We start from the raw sequence: 21619 nt of genomic DNA on the forward strand, positions 1-21619 counted from the left end.
AAAAATGATGCACTACTAGCATTCAACCGTCCATATTATTAGAGCTAAGCTTTTCAGACTCTCATCAAACCATTAGCTTGACGTCCATCCGGAACTGGGTAGATAGAGGGTGTTATCACTGTCGGTAAAAGTTTCGACCATTGGTGATTTATAGCCCAAGATTAAACAATAACGATAACATATTTTTGTACAAAGACAACTCAGCCTGATGCTATATATCAACGCTATACGTTCAGAATACCTGCTTATATATCATTGTCAGACAGCGCCAACAATCGACTGATCCAACTATTAAATAACGCACATTCACTACGCATCTCCTCCAACCCAATATCCAAGGCAATTAAGGAACCATAGATCACTTTGTCATACTCACGAATCAATGCCTGAATACGTTTGCTGGGTGCAGTATTAGGATCATTATTGATGTGCTCAGGTGTCTCGAATTGATGACGAATTTTCTGCAGGTCTTGCTGTAACTCTGCGTGACCTGATTCGTTAGCCAGCTTTTGTGGGTTGCTAAATAACAGCCCCTCAAACTCATAAAATTGAATGTGCGGGATAAAGCGCCTAACAGCATTAGCACCAAGATGCTCCTTCAGTTGCTTGCTGAACACAGTGCAAATCGTTTGGCTTTTTGTGTTCAGATCATTTTGTAGCAGTGCTTCTGCTTTACCGGGAAAGTTTTCCGGCAGACCATAGAAGTCGAGAAAAGTTGTGCAGTAAGCGCTGGTATCACCTAATAGGCGTAACTGAACATCACGCAGTACCCTCTGAAACTGTACGTTTCCACCTTTATGCCCCGGTTTGCCAAGCAATGCGGGCTGCAGGTAGATACCCCGACTTTCAAAATATCCGCCCATAACCTCGTTAACAAACATCTCTTCCGTCTGTCCTTCACAAATGACGTGGATTCGCTGCATTAACGTGGTCTCCCACCAAGAATATTTTTCTCCCAGAGTTCACCGACTGAATAGTCCTCCAACCAATCGTTAAACCTATCACCATCAAGACGCTTAAAAACTGTTGCTCCTTGTTCTCGCTCAACCACAATCAAATCGTCTAATTCAAACTCATTAACCAGAGGCACTGACTGAGTGGAAACAATAACTTGCATACGGGAAGACGCGGAACGCAGTAAACTTCCTAGCAAAGAGATGGCGTAAGGATGCAAGCCAAGCTCAGGCTCATCAATAATGATGGTAGATGGTGGATCGGGCTGCAGCAGTGCTGTTACCAAACAAATGAAACGAATAGAACCATCAGAAAGCTGGCTAGGCCAGAGCGAGTAGTCACTGTCTGTCTGCTTCCACAACAGTCGGATTTGTTGTTCCTCGCTGGGAAGCTTTTGCGGCTTTAGTACGAAGTCATCAAAGAATGGAATTGCAAGTCGTATCGTTTTTATAATTTGAGTGTAATGGTTAGGGTTTTCCTGCTGCAGACGATAGAGAAAAGCTGCAAGGTTTGACGCATCAGAGCGTAACTTTTCATTGTGGTGTACTGCTGATAAGCGCTTAACGCCAGCTGTGTCACTGGTGTCATGGAAGTGGTAAACCTGCCAACTACGGATCACCGTTCTTGAGCTAAGCTTCGTTTCAGTCTGACCACCACCCAGTTGTTGTTGCTGACCACTTTCGGCGATGACTTCGCTCTGAAATACAAAGCCTTCATCTACGGTCGGTTCTAGTGTGAACTGATAGCTAAACTCGCCCGTAACAATTTCCGAATGCAGCTGCTGAGTTTCCTTTACCCCGTTAAAAAGCACACGGTCAGCACCTCCTTGTTTACGCCCCCAGACTTGTAGGGAGTGACCAAGCATATTTCCAAGCATGGAAAAATATGAAACCAGATTACTTTTCCCAGAACCATTTGCACCAATCAACACATTCAGATTATTGAGCGAAAAATCATCCAATCGCTGGATAGACTTAAACCCCTGGATGGTCAATCGGTTAATCGGGATATTAGTGGCTTGGTCGCTCATATGGCTTTCTCAATGATCGCTGGATGCTTTGAGTATAAACCACTTCATACTTGCGGTTCACCACCAATACTAAAGGGGCTGGAGCCATAGCATGGATACGCATATAACGGACTTCCAAATTAGCATCATTAAATTGCGTTTTTCAAGCTAAAGCTAAACCTGCCCGCCAACGCCCTTAAACTTCTCAACAAACGCCGCAATCTTCTGAAAAACACTTTGCTTTTTGGTTTTATATTGCGGATTTAATGGGCTCATTTTAGGCAATGTGGCATTAAGCTCTGTGCCGTTTTCGCTGGCGTACTCACGCTTCAATGATGTCTTAATATAACGACGCGCCTCTTCATCGTTAAGCCCCTCAGACTCAATCAACTCATCCGCCTCTCGCTTCTGCTCAGCTTGCGCAAACTTAAAGAATGCATCAATAATCGACGCCTTATCCTCCAGCTCATCCAGATTCGTTTTATTAATAAAATCCACAATCAGGCTTTCTTTGGCACGGTTACCAATGCTGGCACGAATCAAGCGCCGTACCTCATCAATCAAGTCAGATTTACTCTTTCGCTTCTTATTGTGTTCAAAGATCAGCTCCAGAATATAATCCAGATTAATCTCCTGAGACTTCAGCAGATCTACTTCAAACACCACATCGTCCCAATTGATCGAGGACTCATCTTTATCTTTGGCTGAGCGCTCACGACGTAGCCAGTCACGGATATCGTTATAAGCCGAACGGTAATCCTGAACCTGACGATCCGATGGCATTCTGATGGCTTGCAGTGCCGCTAACTCATCATCATCCACGTGGTACGCTTCTTTGAATTCCTCTATGGCTTTTGGGTCACTAATGTCAATCTCCTGCAAGACTCTTAAGCTGGCAAACTCATCATAATTTTGCAGAATGTTTTCCGCGCGCAGGTACTCACCAAACAGTTTGGCAAAGTCCTTTTTGTCCTTCTCCAAAATGATTTCATCCGGCTTGGGAAAGCGCTGCTCAAGCTCACTAACGACTTCCATAAAACCCCGGCGCGCCTCTCCCGTCACCACATCGGTAAAGCCCTGCATATATTCTTCGTAACTCTTTTCCAACACCACGTTTTTGGTGTTTTTGTCGCCAAATAAGGTAATGGTATCGACCGTTGCCTTTTCTAAATTACGGAACGTAACGATATTACCAAACGCTTTATTGGCATCATAAATCCGGTTGGTGCGCGAGTAGGCCTGCATCAAGCCGTGGTAGCGTAGGTTCTTATCCACGAATAAGGTATTGAGCGTTGGTGCATCAAAGCCCGTCAGGAACATGCCGACCACAATTAGCAAATCAACTTCCTGAGTTTTTACACGCTGCGCTAAGTCACGGTAATAGTTCTGGAAGCTTTTACTATCAACACCAAAGTTCGTTTTGAAGTGAGCGTTGTAATCTTCAATCGCTGCTGCCAAAAACTCTTTAGCGCTGCTATTCATGGCGCTGACATCAAAACTTTCGTCCTGAATATCTCCCACTGCATCCTGCTCTTCATTCGCTGCAAACGAAAAGATAGTGGCGATTTGTAACGGCTTATCGTGGCCTGCTTGTAAGCGGTTCAGCGTTTCATAGTAGTGCTTTGCCGCGTCAACATTGCTCACCGCAAACATCGCGTTAAACCCATGTTGGCGGCTTTTGTTACGGTGCGTTTTTTGATTGAAGTGATCCAGTATGTACTGCGAAATTTCTTCAATACGCTGCGGGTGCTGTAACGCCTCTTTATTCTCCGCTGCATTGAGCTTTTTCTCGTCCTGCTCCTGCTCAATCTTTTTAAACTTCGGGCGCACGTCGTTGTAGTCCACCTTGAACTTCAACACCTTTTCATCCCGAATCGCATCCGTAATCACATAAGAATGCAACTCACGGCCAAACACGCTTGCCGTGGTTTCTGCACCCAATGCGTTCTGAGGAAAAATGGGCGTGCCGGTAAACCCGAACTGATAGAACTTTTTAAACTTCTTTTTCAGGTTTTTCTGCGCTTCACCAAACTGGCTGCGGTGACATTCATCAAAGATAAACACCACCTGCTTATCGTAGATCGCGAGACTGCTTTCACTCTTCATCAGGTTATTGAGCTTTTGGATGGTAGTGACAATGATCTTATTGTCTTCTTTATCCAAGTTACGTTTTAAACCCGCCGTGCTGTTCGAACCATTCACACTATCCGGTGAGAAGCGTTGGTACTCTTTCATGGTTTGGTAGTCGAGGTCTTTACGATCCACCACAAAGAACACTTTGTCGATGAACTCCAGCTCTGTCGCTAAGCGCGCGGCTTTAAAACTGGTGAGCGTTTTACCCGAGCCAGTGGTGTGCCAGATAAAGCCACCGCCCTCCGGCTTACTCCAGTTTTTCGCCTCATACGAGCTTTTAATTTTCCAGTAAATGCGTTCGGTCGCGGCAATTTGGTAAGGGCGCATAATCAGCAATATGTCGCTACTGTCGAACACCGAGTAATGCAGCAAGACGTTTAGCAAGGTATTTTTCTGGAAGAAGGTCGCAGTAAAGTCTTTTAAGTCTTTGATCAAGCCGTTATCCGACTTGGCCCAGTTCATGGTGAAGTCGAAGCTGTTTTTATTACGCTGCGTAGTATTGGCAAAGTAACGCGTGTCAGTGCCGTTAGAAATCACAAACAGCTGGAGGTATTTAAACAGCGAATGCTCGGTATTGAAGCTTTCCTTACTGTAACGGTGTATTTGGTTAAACGCCTCACGAATCGCCACGCCACGCTTTTTGAGTTCGATTTGTACCAGTGGCAAACCATTGACCAGAATGGTGACATCGTAACGATTGGCCTGAGTGCCGGTTTGCTCGAACTGTTTAATCACCTGCACTTTGTTACGCGCGACTTTTTGCTTATCGACGAGGTAAATGTTCTGGATGCGTCCGTCATCAAACACAAAGTCATGGATGTAGTCATCATGCAGCTTGCGCGTTTTATCGATGATGTTATCGCTGGGCTTGTCCAGATAAGTTTCAACAAAGCGCAACCACTCACCCTCATCAAAGGTGACATTGTTCAACGCTTGCAGCTGGACGCGAACATTGGCTAGAAGCTTGTCGGGTGTGTTTAAACCCGATACGAACTCATAACCCTGATTGCACAGGTCGTCGATAAACTCCAGCTCCAAATCATTTTCGCTTTGGTAGGTGTCGGCAACTTCATAATCTTTGCTGTATTTATCGAGAATAATGAAGTGATTGGCCTCGACGATAGGCTTAGTGTAATCAACCATTTTGTGTCTCTTCCTTCCGCCAGAAGCTATAGTTCTCAACTAAATGAGTCAGAAGAAACCCAACAGTTCTCTTCTCGGGTTCGCTTGGTTCCGCTACAACTTCATGGGGCAATGTTGAATGGCTAGTGAATTGAATAATCCGGTGATAGTAAGCATCTTTATCACCAGGAAGAAGTTCAGACCATTTTGGATAACCTAAGAAACTAGCTGTTTTTTCATATAAATTACGTAATAACGTAAAGTGGTATTTTTGAATCTTGTTTTCAACAATTGCTGTTTCGAGTGTTTGTTTCAAATATAAGTGATAAGAAAAGCTTTTATTGGAGTCACCATTTTTCTCTATCAGTGAATAAGTGCCATCCTCTTTGCGTTCAAGCAGATAGCAAGATTTCTTGTTTAACTCATTAAAAATCACGTTATAAAACAATGGGCTATGTGTTGTAATGACAAACTTCAGGCCGGATTTACTAGATTTAATTAATTGAGCTAAATTGACCGCAAGCTCAATCAGGTGGTTTTCATCTAATGAACTCACGGGATCATCAATAAAAATATACTCCAACTGATCAAACTGGTTAGTTTCACGTTCGTCCTCCTCAGCAACATTGAGAATAGTAACCACTTGATCTAGTAGCGTGTAAAATATACTCCAAATGAAGTTACTCTCTTCCCCCTTTGATATTTTCAGGTTGCCAATATGCTCATCATCACCACGATCTAATGAAAAGGTAACTTCTGTGAAGTCCTCACTGAACAAAGGAGTTAATTTACTGTTAGTATAATGTTGGAAATAATGAACGATATTAGCATCCTGCCCAAGATCCCTTAACAGAGTGAGTAACCAATCGGTATATGAATTAGGCTGAATCAGCAACTTCGGAGCTGCATCTTCCTCTTGACCATTCTTCCAATAAAAAAGGTCTTCCGTAAAAGCATTATAATACAGGACTTTATCGCGTGCAGATGAAGTTTCATCCTCTACTTTAGGAGCGATTAGTTGCTGAAACTCACGAGATAGCCGTGTTTTTCCTGTACCATTAAAAGCATAAATGAGCTGCACCTTAGGAACCTGTGTTACTACCTCAACTTCGGCAGTTTTCCTATTCCTCACCGTTCTTGGTGCGCTGAGTTGCTGGGCAATTTCTGTTAAGGAGTCACTCATTTTATACCACTACATCATCTTGCTTTGGAAAACTAAACAACATATCACGGTAGTGTTCATATTGCTTATTGCGCAACTCGATTTCATGAGGTAAGCCACTAGTAATGGAGCTGGTCAAAGTGTCAAACTTATCCAGGATTAAAACGATTCGCTCTTTTTCCTCCAGCAAGGGATTTGGAATACGTATTGCCTCTAAGTTCTTTTTATTTAATTTCGGCTGCGCTGCCCCTGATATGAAGGGAGTTAGATCAATGCTATTCAAGTAATACTCCACATATCTTCTTTCAGCATAAGTATCAAACTTCAATATATGAGCATGGTTATTAACCCATGTCTTGCCACTAACACTGAATGCAATAGGCGTTTTTCTAGCTAGTAAATTGGCACCATCTTCAGAAACCAGCAAAAAATCACCGTCAAAAATATAGTCTTTGATATAATCCACTATTCCAGATGCACCATAGTATGGAACATCTCCAGCCTCTCTGAGACCACTTCTAATTGGCTTTCTCTTTGAATCAAGGTTCTCAGCCAACTCACCCAAAGTCTTCCACTCAACCTCCCCTTCTTCAAAACTCAATAACTTATCACGATAGTAATTGTATTGCTTCTTGCGTAGATTAAGCTCGGTTGTCAGCTCGGTTGTCAGCTCGGTTGTCAGCTCGGTGAACGCGTCCAAAATACGGACGATTTCGGCTTGGATTTTTAGGGATTTTTCTGGGTTATTGGGGCATGGGATGGGAACCAATATTTTCGCAAGACTGTCCTTCGAAACCCTGCGAACTTTCGCGCCTGTGATATGTTTTCTCTTCTGTGATTGAAACTCATCAGTCTTCAAGAAGTACGCTAGATATTTAACGTTTTGAGCATGTCGAAACAGCATCATATCACCAGAAATTGCGACTTTATCACCGAGCCATGCTAGCGGTTTAACAACATCTTCATCATTTTCAGAAGTTGTCGCCAACAAAAGGTCTCCTTTCACAGCAACCTTAAGCTTTTTAGCCAAGTCAAACGTCACATACGTATATGACTCTTCTGCGGACAAGTCGAACTTTGTATAGATTTGGCCGTAATGAATAGCGGGAAAGCCTTCATACACGAAGTCTTTCTTTTGCATTCCGTTACCACGGACAAACTCACCCAAATGCCCAAGTGGCAACCATTCAACCTCTACCCCATCCAGCAGCTTTTCCATAAAATCGTTTTTATTCATTTCCATCACCGCTGCTTAATAAGTCTTGTTGTTGGTCACGTTCCAGCGCCTTCATCTGTTTATCAAAGTCGGATTCATACAACCTGTCCTGCACAATCCGATACTTCTCAAACTCCGTTTCCGCATGCGCTTTGGCAATTTCTGCTGTCACTTTTCCGGCGTCTTTCAACACTTCACGGTCGGTGGCTTCAATAAACCGATTGAGCCGCTGTTCCCAGTCTGCCATAGTCATGGGGAGTTTTCGTAACGCCATATCTTCCGCTATATCAAGGTAGGCATTCACCAAGCGCTGCAATTGGGCCAACTCATTATCGGTCAGATAATTCTTAGCAACACTCACATCAAATTTCTGAATCTTGCCATCGGGCGCATCCTTCCAGGACGTTAAGCCCATATTGGTTTTATCCGCATCTGCGCGGCTGTAAACCACCTCCGCAGCGGTCACACACTTACGAAACTGCACCGCTCGCTCAGAGTTCACCTTGTAACCCACCGCGATAATGCCGGAGAGATTGTAGTGATTGGTGTTGTAGTTTTTGCCGTCGCTGGCAGTTATCCGGAATTTCCGGACAACTGAATCTTGCTCCAACTCATTGTCCAAAAAGATATTTTTAAGATGCTCGCTGACGGTTCTGACATTGACATCGTACAGCTCACCCATCATTTTCTGACTCAGCCAAACATCTTCATCAGCATACACCGCTTCAACACCGCCCTCACCGCTGGCAGCAATAAAGGTCAAATACTCTGCGGCGGATGAGCGAAGGGTGGGGGTTTGTTTGGGTAACTGACTCACGCAGGCTCACCCTCGATCTCCGCCACAATCGCATCAATCTCCGTGCGCAGCGTGTCGATCTTGGCTACCGTGGTTTTCAGCTCGGCATTCAACTCGGTAATATCAATCACTTCGCGGGTGTCTTTAGCCTCGACATAGCTACTCACCGAGAGGTTGTAGTCATTCTCAGCAATGGTTTCATTCGACACAGTAACCGCAACGTGATCCACGTTTTCCTTGCTATCAAAAATCGCCATAATGCGCGCGATGTGGTCATCTGACATCACATTATTATTGGTTTCTTTTTTAAAGAATTCCTCACCGCTGGCATCAATAAACTGCGTGGTGTTGTCGGTTTTATGCTTGGCTAACACCAGTATCGTCACGGCTATTGTCGTACCGTAGAACAAGTTCGGCGCTAACGAAATCACGGTTTCGACGTAATTGTTATCTACCAAATACTGGCGAATTTTCTTCTCCGCACCACCCCGATAAAAAATCCCCGGAAAGCACACAATCGCAGCGCGACCTTTGCCTGACAGGTAACTCAGCGCATGCAATACAAAGGCGAAGTCCGCTTTCGACTTGGGTGCCAAGACACCCGCTGGTGCAAAGCGCTCATCATTAATCAAGGTCGGGTCATCACTGCCGATCCACTTCACGGAATACGGTGGATTGGAAACAATGACATCAAAGGGTTTGTCATCCAGAAAGTGTGGGTCTGTTAGGGTATTGCCCAGCCGGATATTAAACTTATTATAGTTAACGTTGTGCAAAAACATATTCATCCGCGCCAGGTTGTAGGTGGTATGGTTAATCTCCTGTCCGAAGAAGCCCTCCTCTATAGTATGGGCGGCAGAATGTTTTTTGACTTGCAACAGCAGCGAAGCGGAACCGACCGCCAGGTCATAAGCTTTGTTGATGCTGGTTTGTTTGTGCATGGCAAGCTGAGCAATCAGCTTGGAAACTTGCTGAGGACTAAAGAATTCACCACCAGATTTACCGGCATTGGCAGCATAGTTGGAAATGAGGAATTCGTAGGCATCACCAAATAAATCAATGTCACTGCCTTCAAAGTCACCGAAATCAAGACCCGCAACTCCTTTTAGCACAGAGGCCAAGCGGCTGTTTTTGTCTTTAACCGTGTTGCCCAAGCGATTACTGGTGGTGTCAAAGTCCGCAAACAAGCCTTTGATGTCGGTCTCAGAGTCGTAGCCGTTGGCTGAGCTTTCAATCGCTGTGAAAATCGCGGCTAAATCGGTATTCAGGCTTTCATTGGTGTTGGCGCTGGCTGCGATATTGGCAAACAGTTGGCTGGGATAAATGAAATAGCCTTTGGTTTTAATGGCATCGTCTTTGATATCAGCCGTGATGATGTCATCGCCGAGCGCTGCGTAATTAATGCTGTCATCACCGGCTTCGATGTAATCGGTGAAATTTTCACTAATAAAGCGATAAAACAACGTGCCGAGCACGTACTGCTTGAAGTCCCAGCCATCGACAGAACCTCTTACGTCATTGGCGATTGCCCAGATTTGGCGTTGCAGTGCGGCGCGTTGTTGAGTGCTTGTCATGTGGTTCCTGCTTCAGGGTGACTAGTTAAAATTCAGTCACTATTATACGCTACTAACAAATACCCTGAAACCGCACACACTTCATAAAGCTAAAACCCATGTGCCATTGTGGCACTCAATTGACAATCACCTGATATAATTTCATAATCCCATGTGACACTTTGGCACAGAGGATATTGATTATGGCTAGTGCATTACCTCGCATCACCTCTCGGGTTGATGTCGAGACACAAAACTTACTGACAAAAGCCGCAGCTATTGCAGGCATGTCGAGCATAAACTCGTTCGTACTCAGTGCAGCCATTGAAAAGGCAAAGCAATTAATTGAACAAGAGCAATCACTTAAATTGAGTCAGGCTGATGCTAAACTACTGGTAGAGGCGTTAGACCGCCCTGCTGTGGCACATGCTAAGTTAAGCGAAGCTGCCAGCCGTTATGAGACCAAAACTCAATAATGGAAACGGTACTGCTAAACAAAGCTAAACACGATAGAAACCGCTTCAACTGTGGTATTGAAGCGCTGAATAACTACTTGAAAGTGATGGCGAGCCAACAAGCCAAAAAAGACAATACGAGAACCTTTGTTCTTGAAGATGAAACGAACGAATCACATATCATCGGCTTTTACAGTTTGACCATGACACCCATCGACTTAGAGGCACTACCCAAACAGCTTCAAAAGAAACACCAGTCATCTTCATCAGGCGGCTTGATCGCCCGGCTCGCCATTGATGAGCGATATAAAGGTAAAGGTTTTGGCCAGTGGCTATTAATCGATGCGCTTCGAAAGTTGCTCGCAGCCAGCGATAGCGTCGCTTTTCCAGTAGTAGTCGTTGATGCAAAAGATGGTGCAGAAGGGTTTTATAAACACCATGGTTTTCAGGCTTTTCAGGATAGCGAGAATAAATTATTTATTACGATTTCTGATGTGCGGATCAGTTTGAACGCATCAGCTTCATAACAAATAATCTATCCCCGTCTATCTGATTCTCCCTTCTCTGAGCAAATCAACCGAGCGAATCATTACTGAATACTCAATCGCGCGCCCCTCGAATAAGCATTAAACTCCGGCGCATACACACTCTGCACCGTCGCAGGCGCTACCCTAAACTTACCCGAGGTCGTCGCACGTAAGCGATACTTAAACGCATACTGCCCCACCGGCAAACGATCCATAAAGTAATTCACCCCACTATCGCGAATCTCCTGATAGTAGCCAACGCCATTCTGCCAGCGGTAACCGGAGTTACTTTCCATCGGCTCAAAACCCGCACCACGTGGTGCTCTCAAGTGTACAAACTCCGCATTATGTTTACTGCGCAATGACAATTGCACCTCCAGTTCATCACCGACTTTCAACGTTGCACCTTCTGCCAATGGCTGTAGCGTCCATTCCGTACCTTGCTTAATACGCTTAAAGAATCGACGCGTCACACCAAAGAAATCACCTTGCGCACTCGTCGGCGCGATATCGGTAGAGAAATGCCAGCTGGCCGAGGCAAACATGAGCGGCTTGCTGTCATTTTTCAAGGTGATATTCGCCATATCAGCGGTGATATCTTTATCCTTAATCACCATCTGCTGCTTGCCACCGTTGTACTCATTCGCCTTGAAGACGAACTCTTGTTCGGGCAGATTACCAACACTCACAACCATGCGCTCATCCACACCCAATTGCTGTTCACGCTTCAGGTAATGCACCAATGCATAAATACTCTCAGCGGTGGCGCGGGTGGATTTCCAGTGATTCAGCTTTTTATTCAGCATCAACCATTGCACCAAACCATGACGACGTGCATCTTGCGGGTTAATCTCCATCATCGCGCGCAACATAAAGGCATGGGTATCAATGCGGTCGTTGTACCACAACCATGAGCGGCTTTGCTGCGGCCAATACACACCATTATCCACATCTGACTTAGCACTGTTCATGACGCTTTCAAACACAGTATTCGCCTGTGATGCGCGTCCCATACGATGCAGGGTTAAAGCCAATTGTGCCTTCAATAACGGCGGTAATGTCTGCCATTTCTTCATGCTGTTGTTGAGCATTAACGTGCGCTCAGCATTGCTAAATGTGCCGCTGTACCAACTGCTATCCGGGAATGAAGATAAGGTGTAATTCAGCGCGATCAGTAAACGGGAATAATCGTTATCCACCAGCTTCGGCTTGATCTCATCAACATAGTGCTTGTACAAATACTGCCATGCACGCGTCACCGTTGATTTTGGCACCTGCACATTAAACTCGGCAGCTCGGGCAAAGCCTTGCAACAAATAAGCCGTCATATACGGTGATGCGGGGCCACCTTCCCACCATGGGAATCCGCCATCACTGGTTTGTGCTTTGGTGAGCTTTTGCAGAGATGATCGGGCTTGTGCAGCAGATACCGTCGGGTCGAGCACTTTAAGTAGTTTGGTATCGTCATCACTGCCACCACTGGCCTGATTCAGCCACGGCGTCTCTTCCAACAGCATTTTGCTGTTAGGGTCATTCTCAATTGACGACCAGTTTTCCAGTTTGGTTTTACGCTTGGCAAACTCTGCCGCCATAGCTTTGATGGACGGCGTTTGTGCGAAGGTGCTATTGATAATCGAGGTGGATAAAAAGCGATTCATCGTCTGCTCTGTACACTCGTAAGGGTACTCGGTCAGGTAGGGCACGGCTTTGAGCGCGGAGTAAAATAGCTGTCCGTCCACTGTCACCACCAATTTGTCATTGATGCGGGTGCGATCGTTATTACTGGCCAATTCATTAAAGCGTAGCTGCCGTTGTGTACCACCTTGTAATGCGGCAAAGCGACTTTGTGTCAGATGAATACGGCTGGGTAATACAGGCAATGGGCGTTGCTCACCATCACCGTAGCTTTGCGCACCGCTACCAGCACTGGCTTTGGCACGAATTGTCACCATACCCAGATCTTTAGGGGCAATTAGCGAATAACGCTGACGAGTGCTTTGACCCGCTGCCACATTGAAATTACGCGGTGCAGGATTCAGCTTGAAACTCGCTGCGATACTTTCCTCAGTCACCGGATCAATCACGTCAAAATCCATCATGCCAGACATGGCTTTATCGCTGCTGTTATTAATCAGCACTTCGATATTCGCCTGATCTCCTGCGCGTAAAAAGCGCGGTAGATACGGGCGCACCATCAGCTCTTTACTGGTTCGGGTGAATGCCTTGGCGGAGCCACCACGCAGATCTCTGGTAATCGCGGATACCCAGACTTGCCATTGCGTTAGTGACTCCGGCACTTCAAATTCAAAGGTAACGCTGCCGTTTTTCTCTAAGATCAGGTGTGGTTTAAAGAAGGCGGTTTCATTGAAGTTTTTACGGGCGACTATGCCGTTTAAACCTGCCACATTAGAGCCTGCCCCGGTTTCACCAATGACTCCCACAGAGTCTTCCGGTGTCCCGGTAGCATCAGGCCTCGGCGCGTTTAAAGCAGAATCATCCCCCATACCCGCAGCAGCCGTTGCTTCTGCCACAGCAGATGCAGGAGCTGGCGCAGCACGTGGTGCCATCATCGGTTTTGCTGCCATCATCTTAGGCGCTGCTCTGTAAGCCCCGACACCACCGCTTCCGGAAACCAGCCTCATCCTGCTTGCCCCATAAGGCCTTATATATTCTCTGACAGGGTATGTCGATGAACCACTGGAACGGCCCAAGCCTAGACTCGACATCCAACCAGAGCGCAGGTTTTTACGAGGATACAAAATGGCGGTACCCAGCACCCGATGCTTTTCTAACAGCTCCAGACTACGGTCAAACATAGACGCCAATACCTCAACAGCACCTGCTTCCATCGGTCGGTTTTTATGATCTTTCACCGTCACCCGCCACGTCTCTTTTTGACCAGGACGTAATTTATCGCGGAAGGTTGAGAAGCTGACGTTCAGATTGCGATCAGTCCACGGCACACTGACGTACTGCTGCTGACGCACTAATTGATAGTCCTTCACCATCGTCATGACAAAAGTCAGGCCGCCACGATACGCCTGCGTGACCGGGAAGTTCTGTTTTTTAATACCACCGCGCAACAGGCTTCGGCGTAATAATTGATTGCCGTGAAACACTTCCAGCAATACTGGCGATTGAGCGAACGCCGAGCCTGCCAGCAGTGATACATTCTCACCGACTTCCACCGATGACTTCTCTACCAATAGCAAGCCCGGAACATTTACCGGTGCCTGATGGTGATTACTGACCACGACGGATTGCTGCTTATGAAACACCTGCCCCCACTGATCTTTGGTGGTGTAGCGCAGGCGATAAACTCCCGGCACTGGCGCTTTCAGCTTAATATCTGCAAGCCCGTCAGCGTCATGTCTCAGGCTGCCTTGCGCCACTTTTCCACCGAGCTGCCAATACTTAGTCCGCTTAGTAAAACTCTCATCAGATAACCAACGCGAACGGATTCGGTCACCGGGTGTTGCGTATTTTTGTTGGTCTTTTTTGATATCACGGACAGGCAAATCAGCCGCCATCACTGCCTGACTCGGCTGCTTCAGACGATACAGCTCCCAGAAACCGGCACCCTCTAAACCTTCCCCACCCAGATCCTGACGCTTCACCGAAAACTGCATCGGCTGTCCGGCAATACCGAAGTTATTATCACTGCGAATACTGGCAGAAATGTTCACCGCAGCAGCGCTAAATGTGCGCGATACAGTGCGGGTTTCACCACCTGAATCGGTCACATCTACGCTCACTTCATAACGATAAACGAGTGGCCGGTCCGGATCCGCTTCCAGCTGGACAGCCATTGGCTTGAAAGCAAATGCGAACTCACCTTTTACATTTAATGCTGACTCACCGGATGCCACTGTTTCAATCTGAAAATAACGGCCTTTACTACGCATCGGCATACGTTTGACACGCCATTTGACATTACCGCTACTCACCCTATCGCCAAAATAGTAGCGTGCGTTTCCGGTGATTTTTGCTAAATAGTTCAGACGCAGACTTTGCTCCGGCGGGAGTATTTTTGCCTCAAAAGTTGGGCGCTTATACTCCTCAACGCTAATCCACTGACCACCACCCCAGGAAGTCAAAATACGCCATTTTCCCAATAAACGTCCGGCATCTGCCGTGAACTCACCAGAAGCCGACCCAAAGCGATTGGTTTTTACCGACACCTGTTTCACCAGTTTACCGTTAGCATCCACCAACTTTACCCAACCACCACTGTTAGGAAATATCTGGTATTTACCTTTCTCACCGTCACCGTGATAAGCCACTACTTTCCACTGTATTTTCTGTGAAGGTCGGTAAATCACGCGGTCAGTAAAAATTAAAGCATTTTTGATTTGTTGATTATTCTGTGAATAGTGGTAGCTAGGATTTATCGTACCGGTGAGCAAATAATCATCCCGATACTTCATCACCAAACCATGCAATTGGTTTTGTTTACGCTTGAAACTCACCTGCCCACTACTGTCTGAGCGCGCCACAGCAATACGCTTCGGTTTCAACGAGGTATTATAATCGTGCTGCCAAAGCTCCACTTCCACATTAGCGGCTATCTGTCCGGACTCACCAAGATAGGTCGTTACATTTAAACGCTCATCACCATTGCGGATATCCGCGGCCAGACTAGTGACACTCATGCCTGACCACACCCGCGCAGCCTCATCCTGAAATGACTCATCAATCGATGCAGCAATCATCCAGTAGCCTTTCTGCGTCATCGGTGGCGTCATAAAGTGTTTGTGGGATTGATAGTCCTGTGTTTTTGCCAGAGCAACAGACCATTGGTGCTGCCCCAAGTCATTATTGTTTAACGCAGTTTTTACATATTCATAGCGTGCATTCAATCCTGCCGAAGCTTGCTCTGGCGTCAGTTTCCACGCCCTGAAATACACCTGTTCCGTGTTTTTATAATTAAGTTCTAAAGAACGCTTATTGATCCCATCACTTTTCATAGTAGTCAGGCTAATCACCGGATGCGTAATTGCAGCGGCCACACCTTCACAAAGCTTGTATAAACGATGCTCCTTATCGCCACTCAAACACGGCTTGATCTCAGCCAAGCGTTGAATGTGTTTAGTCGGCGTATCAATGCGATCAAGATAGCCAACCAGATCCAATCGCAGCTTATTCACCCAAGGCAGATTAGCCGCGCTGTTCTGCTGCTGGCGTATCTTCAGACGCAGCGCCTGAATCACAAATTGCAGATCACGCTGACTATTTCGAACCCCTGCAACCACCTCTGCCTTTACCCGAAACGCTTCTAACTCAGCTTCTGGCTGACGGTTCGCCCGATGAAATTGCTCAAGATCACTGGCTAGTTTCACTGCCACTTTTAAAGGATGTGCAGATGGATCAGTCGGGTTGATTGCTTCTTTATACGGGCTGTTTAACATGCCCTGCACATTGAAACCGTAAGCTTCAACGGTTTGTTTAGCCAACCAGTTTGAGCTGTCTTTTAACGCATCAATCCACAGATAAGTGACGGTATCGCGCACCGTGCCACGTACATTTTTAGGATAGTCACCCTCGGTAAAATAGCTAGTCGCTCGCTTCGTTGGCAGCGTGTTTATCCGGCTAATCGGGTCATTGCGTTGCAGTGATAAACGATACGCTTTACTAAAGGCAACATGTGCGTCAGCTCGCAACTGAGCCATGGTCTTTTGTTTAGTCGTCAGCGGCTTATCCGTATCAATCTTTTCGCGCTGATTAATTTGCCAGGAGTTTCTTTGGATATATTGCTGGATGTACGCGCCGAGGTGCAGATTAAGTAATAACTGTGAATCCTGATCCTGTGGCCACGGGGCACTGGCCAGCGTATCGAGAGTTTCCTCTGCATTTGCCGAGAGGCCAAGGCTCGCCTTAAACAACAAAGCATCGCGCCAGTCTTTATTGGCACCCTGTTGCCTGGCCTGCTGAATAATCACATCCAGCTTTGCAGGAATATCGGCAAACTTGCCCTGCTCTTCCAGCTGGTCAATCGCCGCCCAGTTAGCTGCAGCTATAGCAGGTGCGGTAAATACACCGACTGCAGAAGCAAATAATGCAATGGATAAGTAACGGATGATAGTTCTGCGCATTGACGATTTCTCCGGATTATTTTCATTAAGTATAGTCCGGCCTCAGCACTGCGTAAAACAAAGTCAGCCAGATATCTCTAAATAACGACCAAAAAAGCGCTATTGAGTTGCATATTTATTTACAGAATCGTTAAAGCACTGTTTGGCAGTAAATGATTCACTGCATCCTGGTGACATAAGTCAGTGGCTGCTGTCATGACCGCAGCACTGGCTGAAGCGGTGGCATAACGTAAAGCCTCAGCATCACTGCTACCGCTCGCAAGGCTTAGCGTAAAACCTCCGACAAAGCTATCACCTGCACCAATCGCACTAACGACCTTTGGCGCTTCACAGCTACAATGTAGTTGTGTGTCTTTATTTGCCAGACAACTGCCCGCTTTACCACGTGCCATGATCACCGTTTTAGCAACACCGGATTGCACTAAGTGTTGTGCAAACTGTGCTGCCTCGATATGTGTGTTTAGTGCTCTTCCTGCTAAGACTTCCGACTCCGCTTTATCCATGCGCAAGATATCCAGATTAACCGGCTTTCTGACCAAATCAGTCAGCACTTCACCCGAGGTATCTACCAATAATTGGTTTTGTTTGGCACGGCAAATGGCTTGCAGGTCAGCCACATAATCTGCCGACACGCCCGTCGGAAAGCTGCCACTTAATACCACGATACCTGCCGTCGGCAACCCTTTATTAATTGCCGCCAAGGATTGCTTAACAACCTCATCAGACCACTTCGGGCCGGGAAGCACAAAGCGATATTGATGCTGCGTATTGATTTCAATCACTGAGAAGTTTTGTCGGGTCTCACCATCAAATTCAAAACACTCAACCTCCACCTTCTCTGCGAGCAAATCAGCCTGTAAACGCTGTCCGATAAAACCGCCTAATGCGACAAAGGCTTTGCTGTGCCCGCCTAAAAATCGAATCGCTCGGGAAATATTAACCCCACCACCGCCGGCACTTTCTTGTGATTCATGACAGCGCAGCTTTGCACCCGCAGCCATGACCGGGGTTTCGGTCGCGATGTCCAGAGCCGGATTTAAGGTAATAGTTAAGATGTCCCTCATGACGTACGCCTCGTGCTTGGTTTACTTGGTAACTGGCTTGGTCAGTTCAAAATCGGTAATAACCGCCAGATGATCACTGGCAATTTTGGATATTTTAAAGCGGCAGCGCTTAGCACCCAACAGCTTCATATTGCCGCGATAATAGACCCGGTCTAAGGCACCTCTTGGGGCGAATGAAGGGAATGTTTTTAAGGCTCTGATAATGCCATTGGGTGCCTCTTTGTCTGTGGCACAGGTAAAACCTAAGCCTTCGACATAATAGGCACGTAGCAAAGAACGCCAGTCATTAAAATCACCGCCGACAATGCAGGGCGTGCTTTCATCCAACATCATTAATTCACGCGAATGAGCCAGTATGCCCGCCTGCTTTTGACGCTCTCTGGCAGACAGACCGAGGTGAAGATTAAACACATCAAGGTGAAATTCACGCTGCTGTTCATCATGTAACTGCAGCGTGGTGTGCTGACAACCACGACGTTTGCGAATACCGACCGTCAGATCAATATTACGCTCCCGCAGTATAGGAAAACGGCTCAGGGTGGCATTGCCATAGTACCCCTTGCGCATACTGACATTGTGACCCAAGGCGTAGTGAGCATAGCCGCAACTCTCGGCCAACTCTTTGGCGAGGTTGAGTTCACGACTGCGCGGCGCACCTTCATCAACCTCTTGTAACATCACGACATCGGCATCGTGTTCAGTGAGGACCTCGACGATTCGCTCCGGTGCAAAGCGACGGTCAAAGCCAATGGCGCGATGAATGTTGTAACTCAAAACACGAATATTCAAAGAATGTTCCTATTATGTGAATGTAATCGTAGATGGTTACTCTACACTATCAACAGTGTCGCCAAAATGATGTTTATCAGTTAGTTGATAAGTACTGAAAGACGATTTTTACGCGAGACTAACACCCTCATGATCACTTGATTTTGAACGCTAAGAGCTCCTGATAACACCACTGCAATCAATATAAACCAAAAACCATAAAAATAGAGTAATATACTGAACTATAATTGGTATTTATTGGCCACTACAATGAAAAACATCTTAATCGAACAAAACCCACACTGGACTGGAAGCAGACAGACATTTGTTCAGCGCGACAAGCTTGAGAAGCTCATTGCTTACTTACCACTACGCCAGATCATCACGATTACCGGCATACGTCGCTGTGGGAAAAGCACGCTGGCCAAGCTTGCGATTAATCACCTGATTGATACCGGAGTCGACCCGAAGAACATTCTCTACGTGAACCTAGAGCAGCCGGGTTTTCTGGAAGTGCGGCATGACCCCGGCTACCTTCAAACGATCTACGACACGTATTTGAAAATGACCGATCCGCAGGGAAAAACCTATGTCATTTTTGATGAGATACAGTTTTTTGAAAACTGGCAGGTCTTCATTAAAAGCCAATATGAAGTCAGCGATATCAAGTTCATTGTGACCGGCTCCAACTCCTCGATGCTGTCGAATGAGTTAACCACTATTCTCAGTGGCAGAAGTCTTAATATCCATCTGGAAACATTCTCGTTTACCGAGTACCTCAAGTTTAAGGATATTGCTTTCGACACCGACATTGAGAAAGCCAGCAATCGTATTGCAATCGCCCGTGCTCGTGATGAATATTTACAATGGGGAGGCTTTTATGAGGTGTTTACAGTTGATGACCCGATCATCAAAAAAGACATACTCACCAGTTACGCCAAAAATATTCTCTACCAAGACATTATTCCCCGCTACGACCTACGCAATGCCGAAGCCATCGAACGGCTATTTTTCTATCTGCTTTCTAATGTCACTGGCTTGTTGAATTACACTGCTTTAGCCAATACCTTTGGCCTCAATAAAAAAACAGTTGAGGAGTATATTCGCTATTTCGAAGATGTGTTTTTGCTCCAGAGAATCGATAAATTTCACAACAAACCGAAAGAACGAATTAAGTCGTCAAAGAAGGTGTATGCACTGGATAACGGCTTTCTACAGATTGCACCGAAGCATTCAGAGGACTTAGGCAAGTCGCTGGAAAACGCAGTGTTTATCAAGCTCAATCAAGAATGTGAGCGATTGAGTTATCTGAAAGATACCTACGAAGTTGATTTTTATACGGGTGAAGCGTTGTATCAGGTGGCTTACCATATCGACGATGAAAAGACGCGCAAACGAGAACTGAGATCGTTTGGGTATTTCCCTCAGTCTGAGCATAAACCGTGTCGGCTAGTGACATTAGAAGCCACCCAGACTAGTGCTGTTGTTGAGGTAGTGAGTATCACGCAGTTATTGTTAGATGACGGTAAATAGTGTCTCAACACATCACAGTTCAGGTAGCTGTTTTCGACATCCTGTTAGTAGCCCTTGCCGCTACAAATAGCGTCCTATCAGGTGAACGGTAATGTCTATGGATTTGAGTGAAATTTCATCAACGCCCCACAGCACATGTTTGTGAAAATTAAAGTATTTCCCTTTTGACTGCTTGCCCTATACTTTGAGAATTTCTCCAACTCGTACAACGAGTTTAGATAAGTGATTCTAAGAGTCTAACTCGGTCAACAGCCTTAGCATCAACTCACTATCAACTAACACCCCCTTCGCAAAAGCCAAACCTAAACCATGTTCTAAGGCTTTTATACCTTCATCAACATGGCTTTTGGCATTATCTGGATCAACTAACGCAATACCAGCAAGTGCAATAGGCTTGTCATACCACACTTCCAAAAAATCAGGTGACTCAGTGATGATCTCTTCAATACATTCTAGTGTATATCGGTAATTATCTTCGGCTTTCAACAAATTTCCGTCACGTTGAGCGAGTAATCCCTCTAATAGTGTCAAATGATACTTTGTTCGCAACACACCGTCTCTAATAGGAATATCTGCCAAAACATTTTTAACATCATCAAACTGATTATCAAGAATGTAAACATGACAAAGATGATAAGCACTACGCTGTATTAGATGTGGATTACCTAATTCTTTACCAATGTGGAGAGCTCGTATAAGAAAAACCTCTGTACACGACAATTTAGAAATCCACGATTGAAAAACCATAGCCATTCGTTGATTTAGTAGGTTCCAACCAGTCAGGTGGGCACAGAAACAACAATAATAAGCGACTAGTCTCCAGTGCATCCAACGCACCTGACATCAACTGATCGGTCAGGTGATCCAGGCCATAGCGGAACAGGTTTTTCTCAAGGCGGCCATGATTTTTAACACGTAACGGCTTAATCATTTTGTGCTTCCATTCACCTGTTTTATGCGCCCAACAAAACCCAATCACCAGTAAAGCCACCATCTTCTTAATTCGAAAGTAATGCGTTAGACGGGTAACTTCCATATTGAAGCCACGGCCTTTCAGGCACTGAAACAACGTTTCGATCTGCCACCGCAGGCCATAAATATCAAAGGACTTCGACTCAAACTGATTGCTGGCGATGATTAACAACTCTCCACTCTCGAGCCTAAGCCCGCTCAAGTAAATAGCCTGGCCACTCACCCTCCTGGACTTGCGTAAAATGCGGGCATTGCCCGGCTTT

The 21619-nt window shown here is 45.9% G+C and carries 15 protein-coding genes; 3 read left to right on the forward strand and 12 right to left on the reverse strand.

The features are described 5' to 3' along the window. Positions 1–245: 245 nt before the first annotated feature. The 7 genes from DKW60_RS21940 to DKW60_RS21970 form a co-directional block, all read right to left on the reverse strand. On the reverse strand, positions 246–923 hold the full coding sequence (locus tag DKW60_RS21940) for a DUF4276 family protein (protein WP_109839804.1): 678 nt from the start codon (positions 921–923) through the stop codon (positions 246–248). Continuing rightward, complete coding sequence (locus DKW60_RS21945; RefSeq protein WP_109839805.1) at positions 923–1984, reverse strand: AAA family ATPase; 1062 nt, start codon at positions 1982–1984, stop codon at positions 923–925. The genes DKW60_RS21940 and DKW60_RS21945 overlap by 1 nt, the downstream gene beginning before the upstream one ends. 153 nt (positions 1985–2137) lie before the next feature. Continuing rightward, on the reverse strand, positions 2138–5239 hold the full coding sequence (locus DKW60_RS21950; RefSeq protein WP_109839806.1) for a type I restriction endonuclease subunit R: 3102 nt from the start codon (positions 5237–5239) through the stop codon (positions 2138–2140). Beyond that, a complete protein-coding gene (locus DKW60_RS21955) occupies positions 5232–6401 on the reverse strand; it encodes an ATP-binding protein (RefSeq protein ID WP_109839807.1) in 1170 nt (389 codons plus the stop codon). Before DKW60_RS21955 ends, DKW60_RS21950 begins: the two co-directional genes overlap by 8 nt. Position 6402: 1 nt before the next feature. Continuing rightward, the gene (locus DKW60_RS21960; protein ID WP_109839808.1) at positions 6403–7617 is read right to left on the reverse strand and encodes a restriction endonuclease subunit S; all 1215 of its coding nucleotides are present in this window, start codon (positions 7615–7617) and stop codon (positions 6403–6405) included. Next, positions 7610–8413 (reverse strand): RhuM family protein, encoded by an 804-nt coding sequence (rhuM, locus tag DKW60_RS21965; protein ID WP_109839809.1) that lies wholly within the window; start codon positions 8411–8413, stop codon positions 7610–7612. Before rhuM ends, DKW60_RS21960 begins: the two co-directional genes overlap by 8 nt. Next, positions 8410–9966 (reverse strand): type I restriction-modification system subunit M, encoded by a 1557-nt coding sequence (locus tag DKW60_RS21970; RefSeq protein ID WP_109839810.1) that lies wholly within the window; start codon positions 9964–9966, stop codon positions 8410–8412. The genes rhuM and DKW60_RS21970 overlap by 4 nt, the downstream gene beginning before the upstream one ends. 182 nt (positions 9967–10148) lie before the next feature. Between DKW60_RS21970 and DKW60_RS21975 the strand changes: the two genes are divergently transcribed. Continuing rightward, positions 10149–10421 carry a type II toxin-antitoxin system TacA family antitoxin gene (locus tag DKW60_RS21975; RefSeq protein WP_109839811.1) on the forward strand — a complete coding sequence of 91 codons (273 nt, stop codon included), beginning with the start codon at positions 10149–10151 and terminating at the stop codon, positions 10419–10421. Continuing rightward, on the forward strand, positions 10421–10927 hold the full coding sequence (locus tag DKW60_RS21980; protein WP_425451372.1) for a GNAT family N-acetyltransferase: 507 nt from the start codon (positions 10421–10423) through the stop codon (positions 10925–10927). The genes DKW60_RS21975 and DKW60_RS21980 overlap by 1 nt, the downstream gene beginning before the upstream one ends. A gap of 62 nt (positions 10928–10989) precedes the next feature. Here the strand turns inward: DKW60_RS21980 and DKW60_RS21985 are convergent, their stop codons facing one another. The 3 genes from DKW60_RS21985 to DKW60_RS21995 all read right to left on the reverse strand — a co-directional run bounded on the left by DKW60_RS21985 (position 10990) and on the right by DKW60_RS21995 (position 18872). Next, the gene (locus DKW60_RS21985) at positions 10990–17019 is read right to left on the reverse strand and encodes an alpha-2-macroglobulin family protein (protein WP_109839813.1); all 6030 of its coding nucleotides are present in this window, start codon (positions 17017–17019) and stop codon (positions 10990–10992) included. Between the two features lie 119 nt (positions 17020–17138). After that, positions 17139–18083: a 1-phosphofructokinase family hexose kinase gene (locus DKW60_RS21990; RefSeq protein ID WP_109839814.1), complete on the reverse strand. Its 945-nt coding sequence runs from the start codon at positions 18081–18083 to the stop codon at positions 17139–17141. Between the two features lie 21 nt (positions 18084–18104). Continuing rightward, positions 18105–18872 carry an endonuclease/exonuclease/phosphatase family protein gene (locus tag DKW60_RS21995; protein ID WP_109839815.1) on the reverse strand — a complete coding sequence of 256 codons (768 nt, stop codon included), beginning with the start codon at positions 18870–18872 and terminating at the stop codon, positions 18105–18107. A gap of 249 nt (positions 18873–19121) precedes the next feature. Here DKW60_RS21995 and DKW60_RS22000 point away from each other — a divergent pair, with 249 nt between their 5' ends. Beyond that, positions 19122–20384 carry an ATP-binding protein gene (locus DKW60_RS22000; RefSeq protein ID WP_109839816.1) on the forward strand — a complete coding sequence of 421 codons (1263 nt, stop codon included), beginning with the start codon at positions 19122–19124 and terminating at the stop codon, positions 20382–20384. A 228-nt stretch (positions 20385–20612) separates the two neighbouring features. On the opposite strand, the gene DKW60_RS22005 is transcribed toward DKW60_RS22000, so the two are convergent. Both DKW60_RS22005 and DKW60_RS22010 read right to left on the reverse strand, forming a co-directional pair. Next, positions 20613–21104: a hypothetical protein gene (locus DKW60_RS22005; RefSeq protein ID WP_109839817.1), complete on the reverse strand. Its 492-nt coding sequence runs from the start codon at positions 21102–21104 to the stop codon at positions 20613–20615. A 1-nt stretch (position 21105) separates the two neighbouring features. Then, positions 21106–21619, reverse strand: a 514-nt coding sequence (locus DKW60_RS22010; RefSeq protein ID WP_484170950.1) for a transposase family protein, incomplete at its 5' end; no start/stop codon positions are given.

Origin of the sequence: Leucothrix pacifica, from assembly GCF_003172875.1 — a bacterium.
GTDB classification, from domain to species: Bacteria; Pseudomonadota; Gammaproteobacteria; order Thiotrichales; family Thiotrichaceae; genus Leucothrix; species Leucothrix pacifica.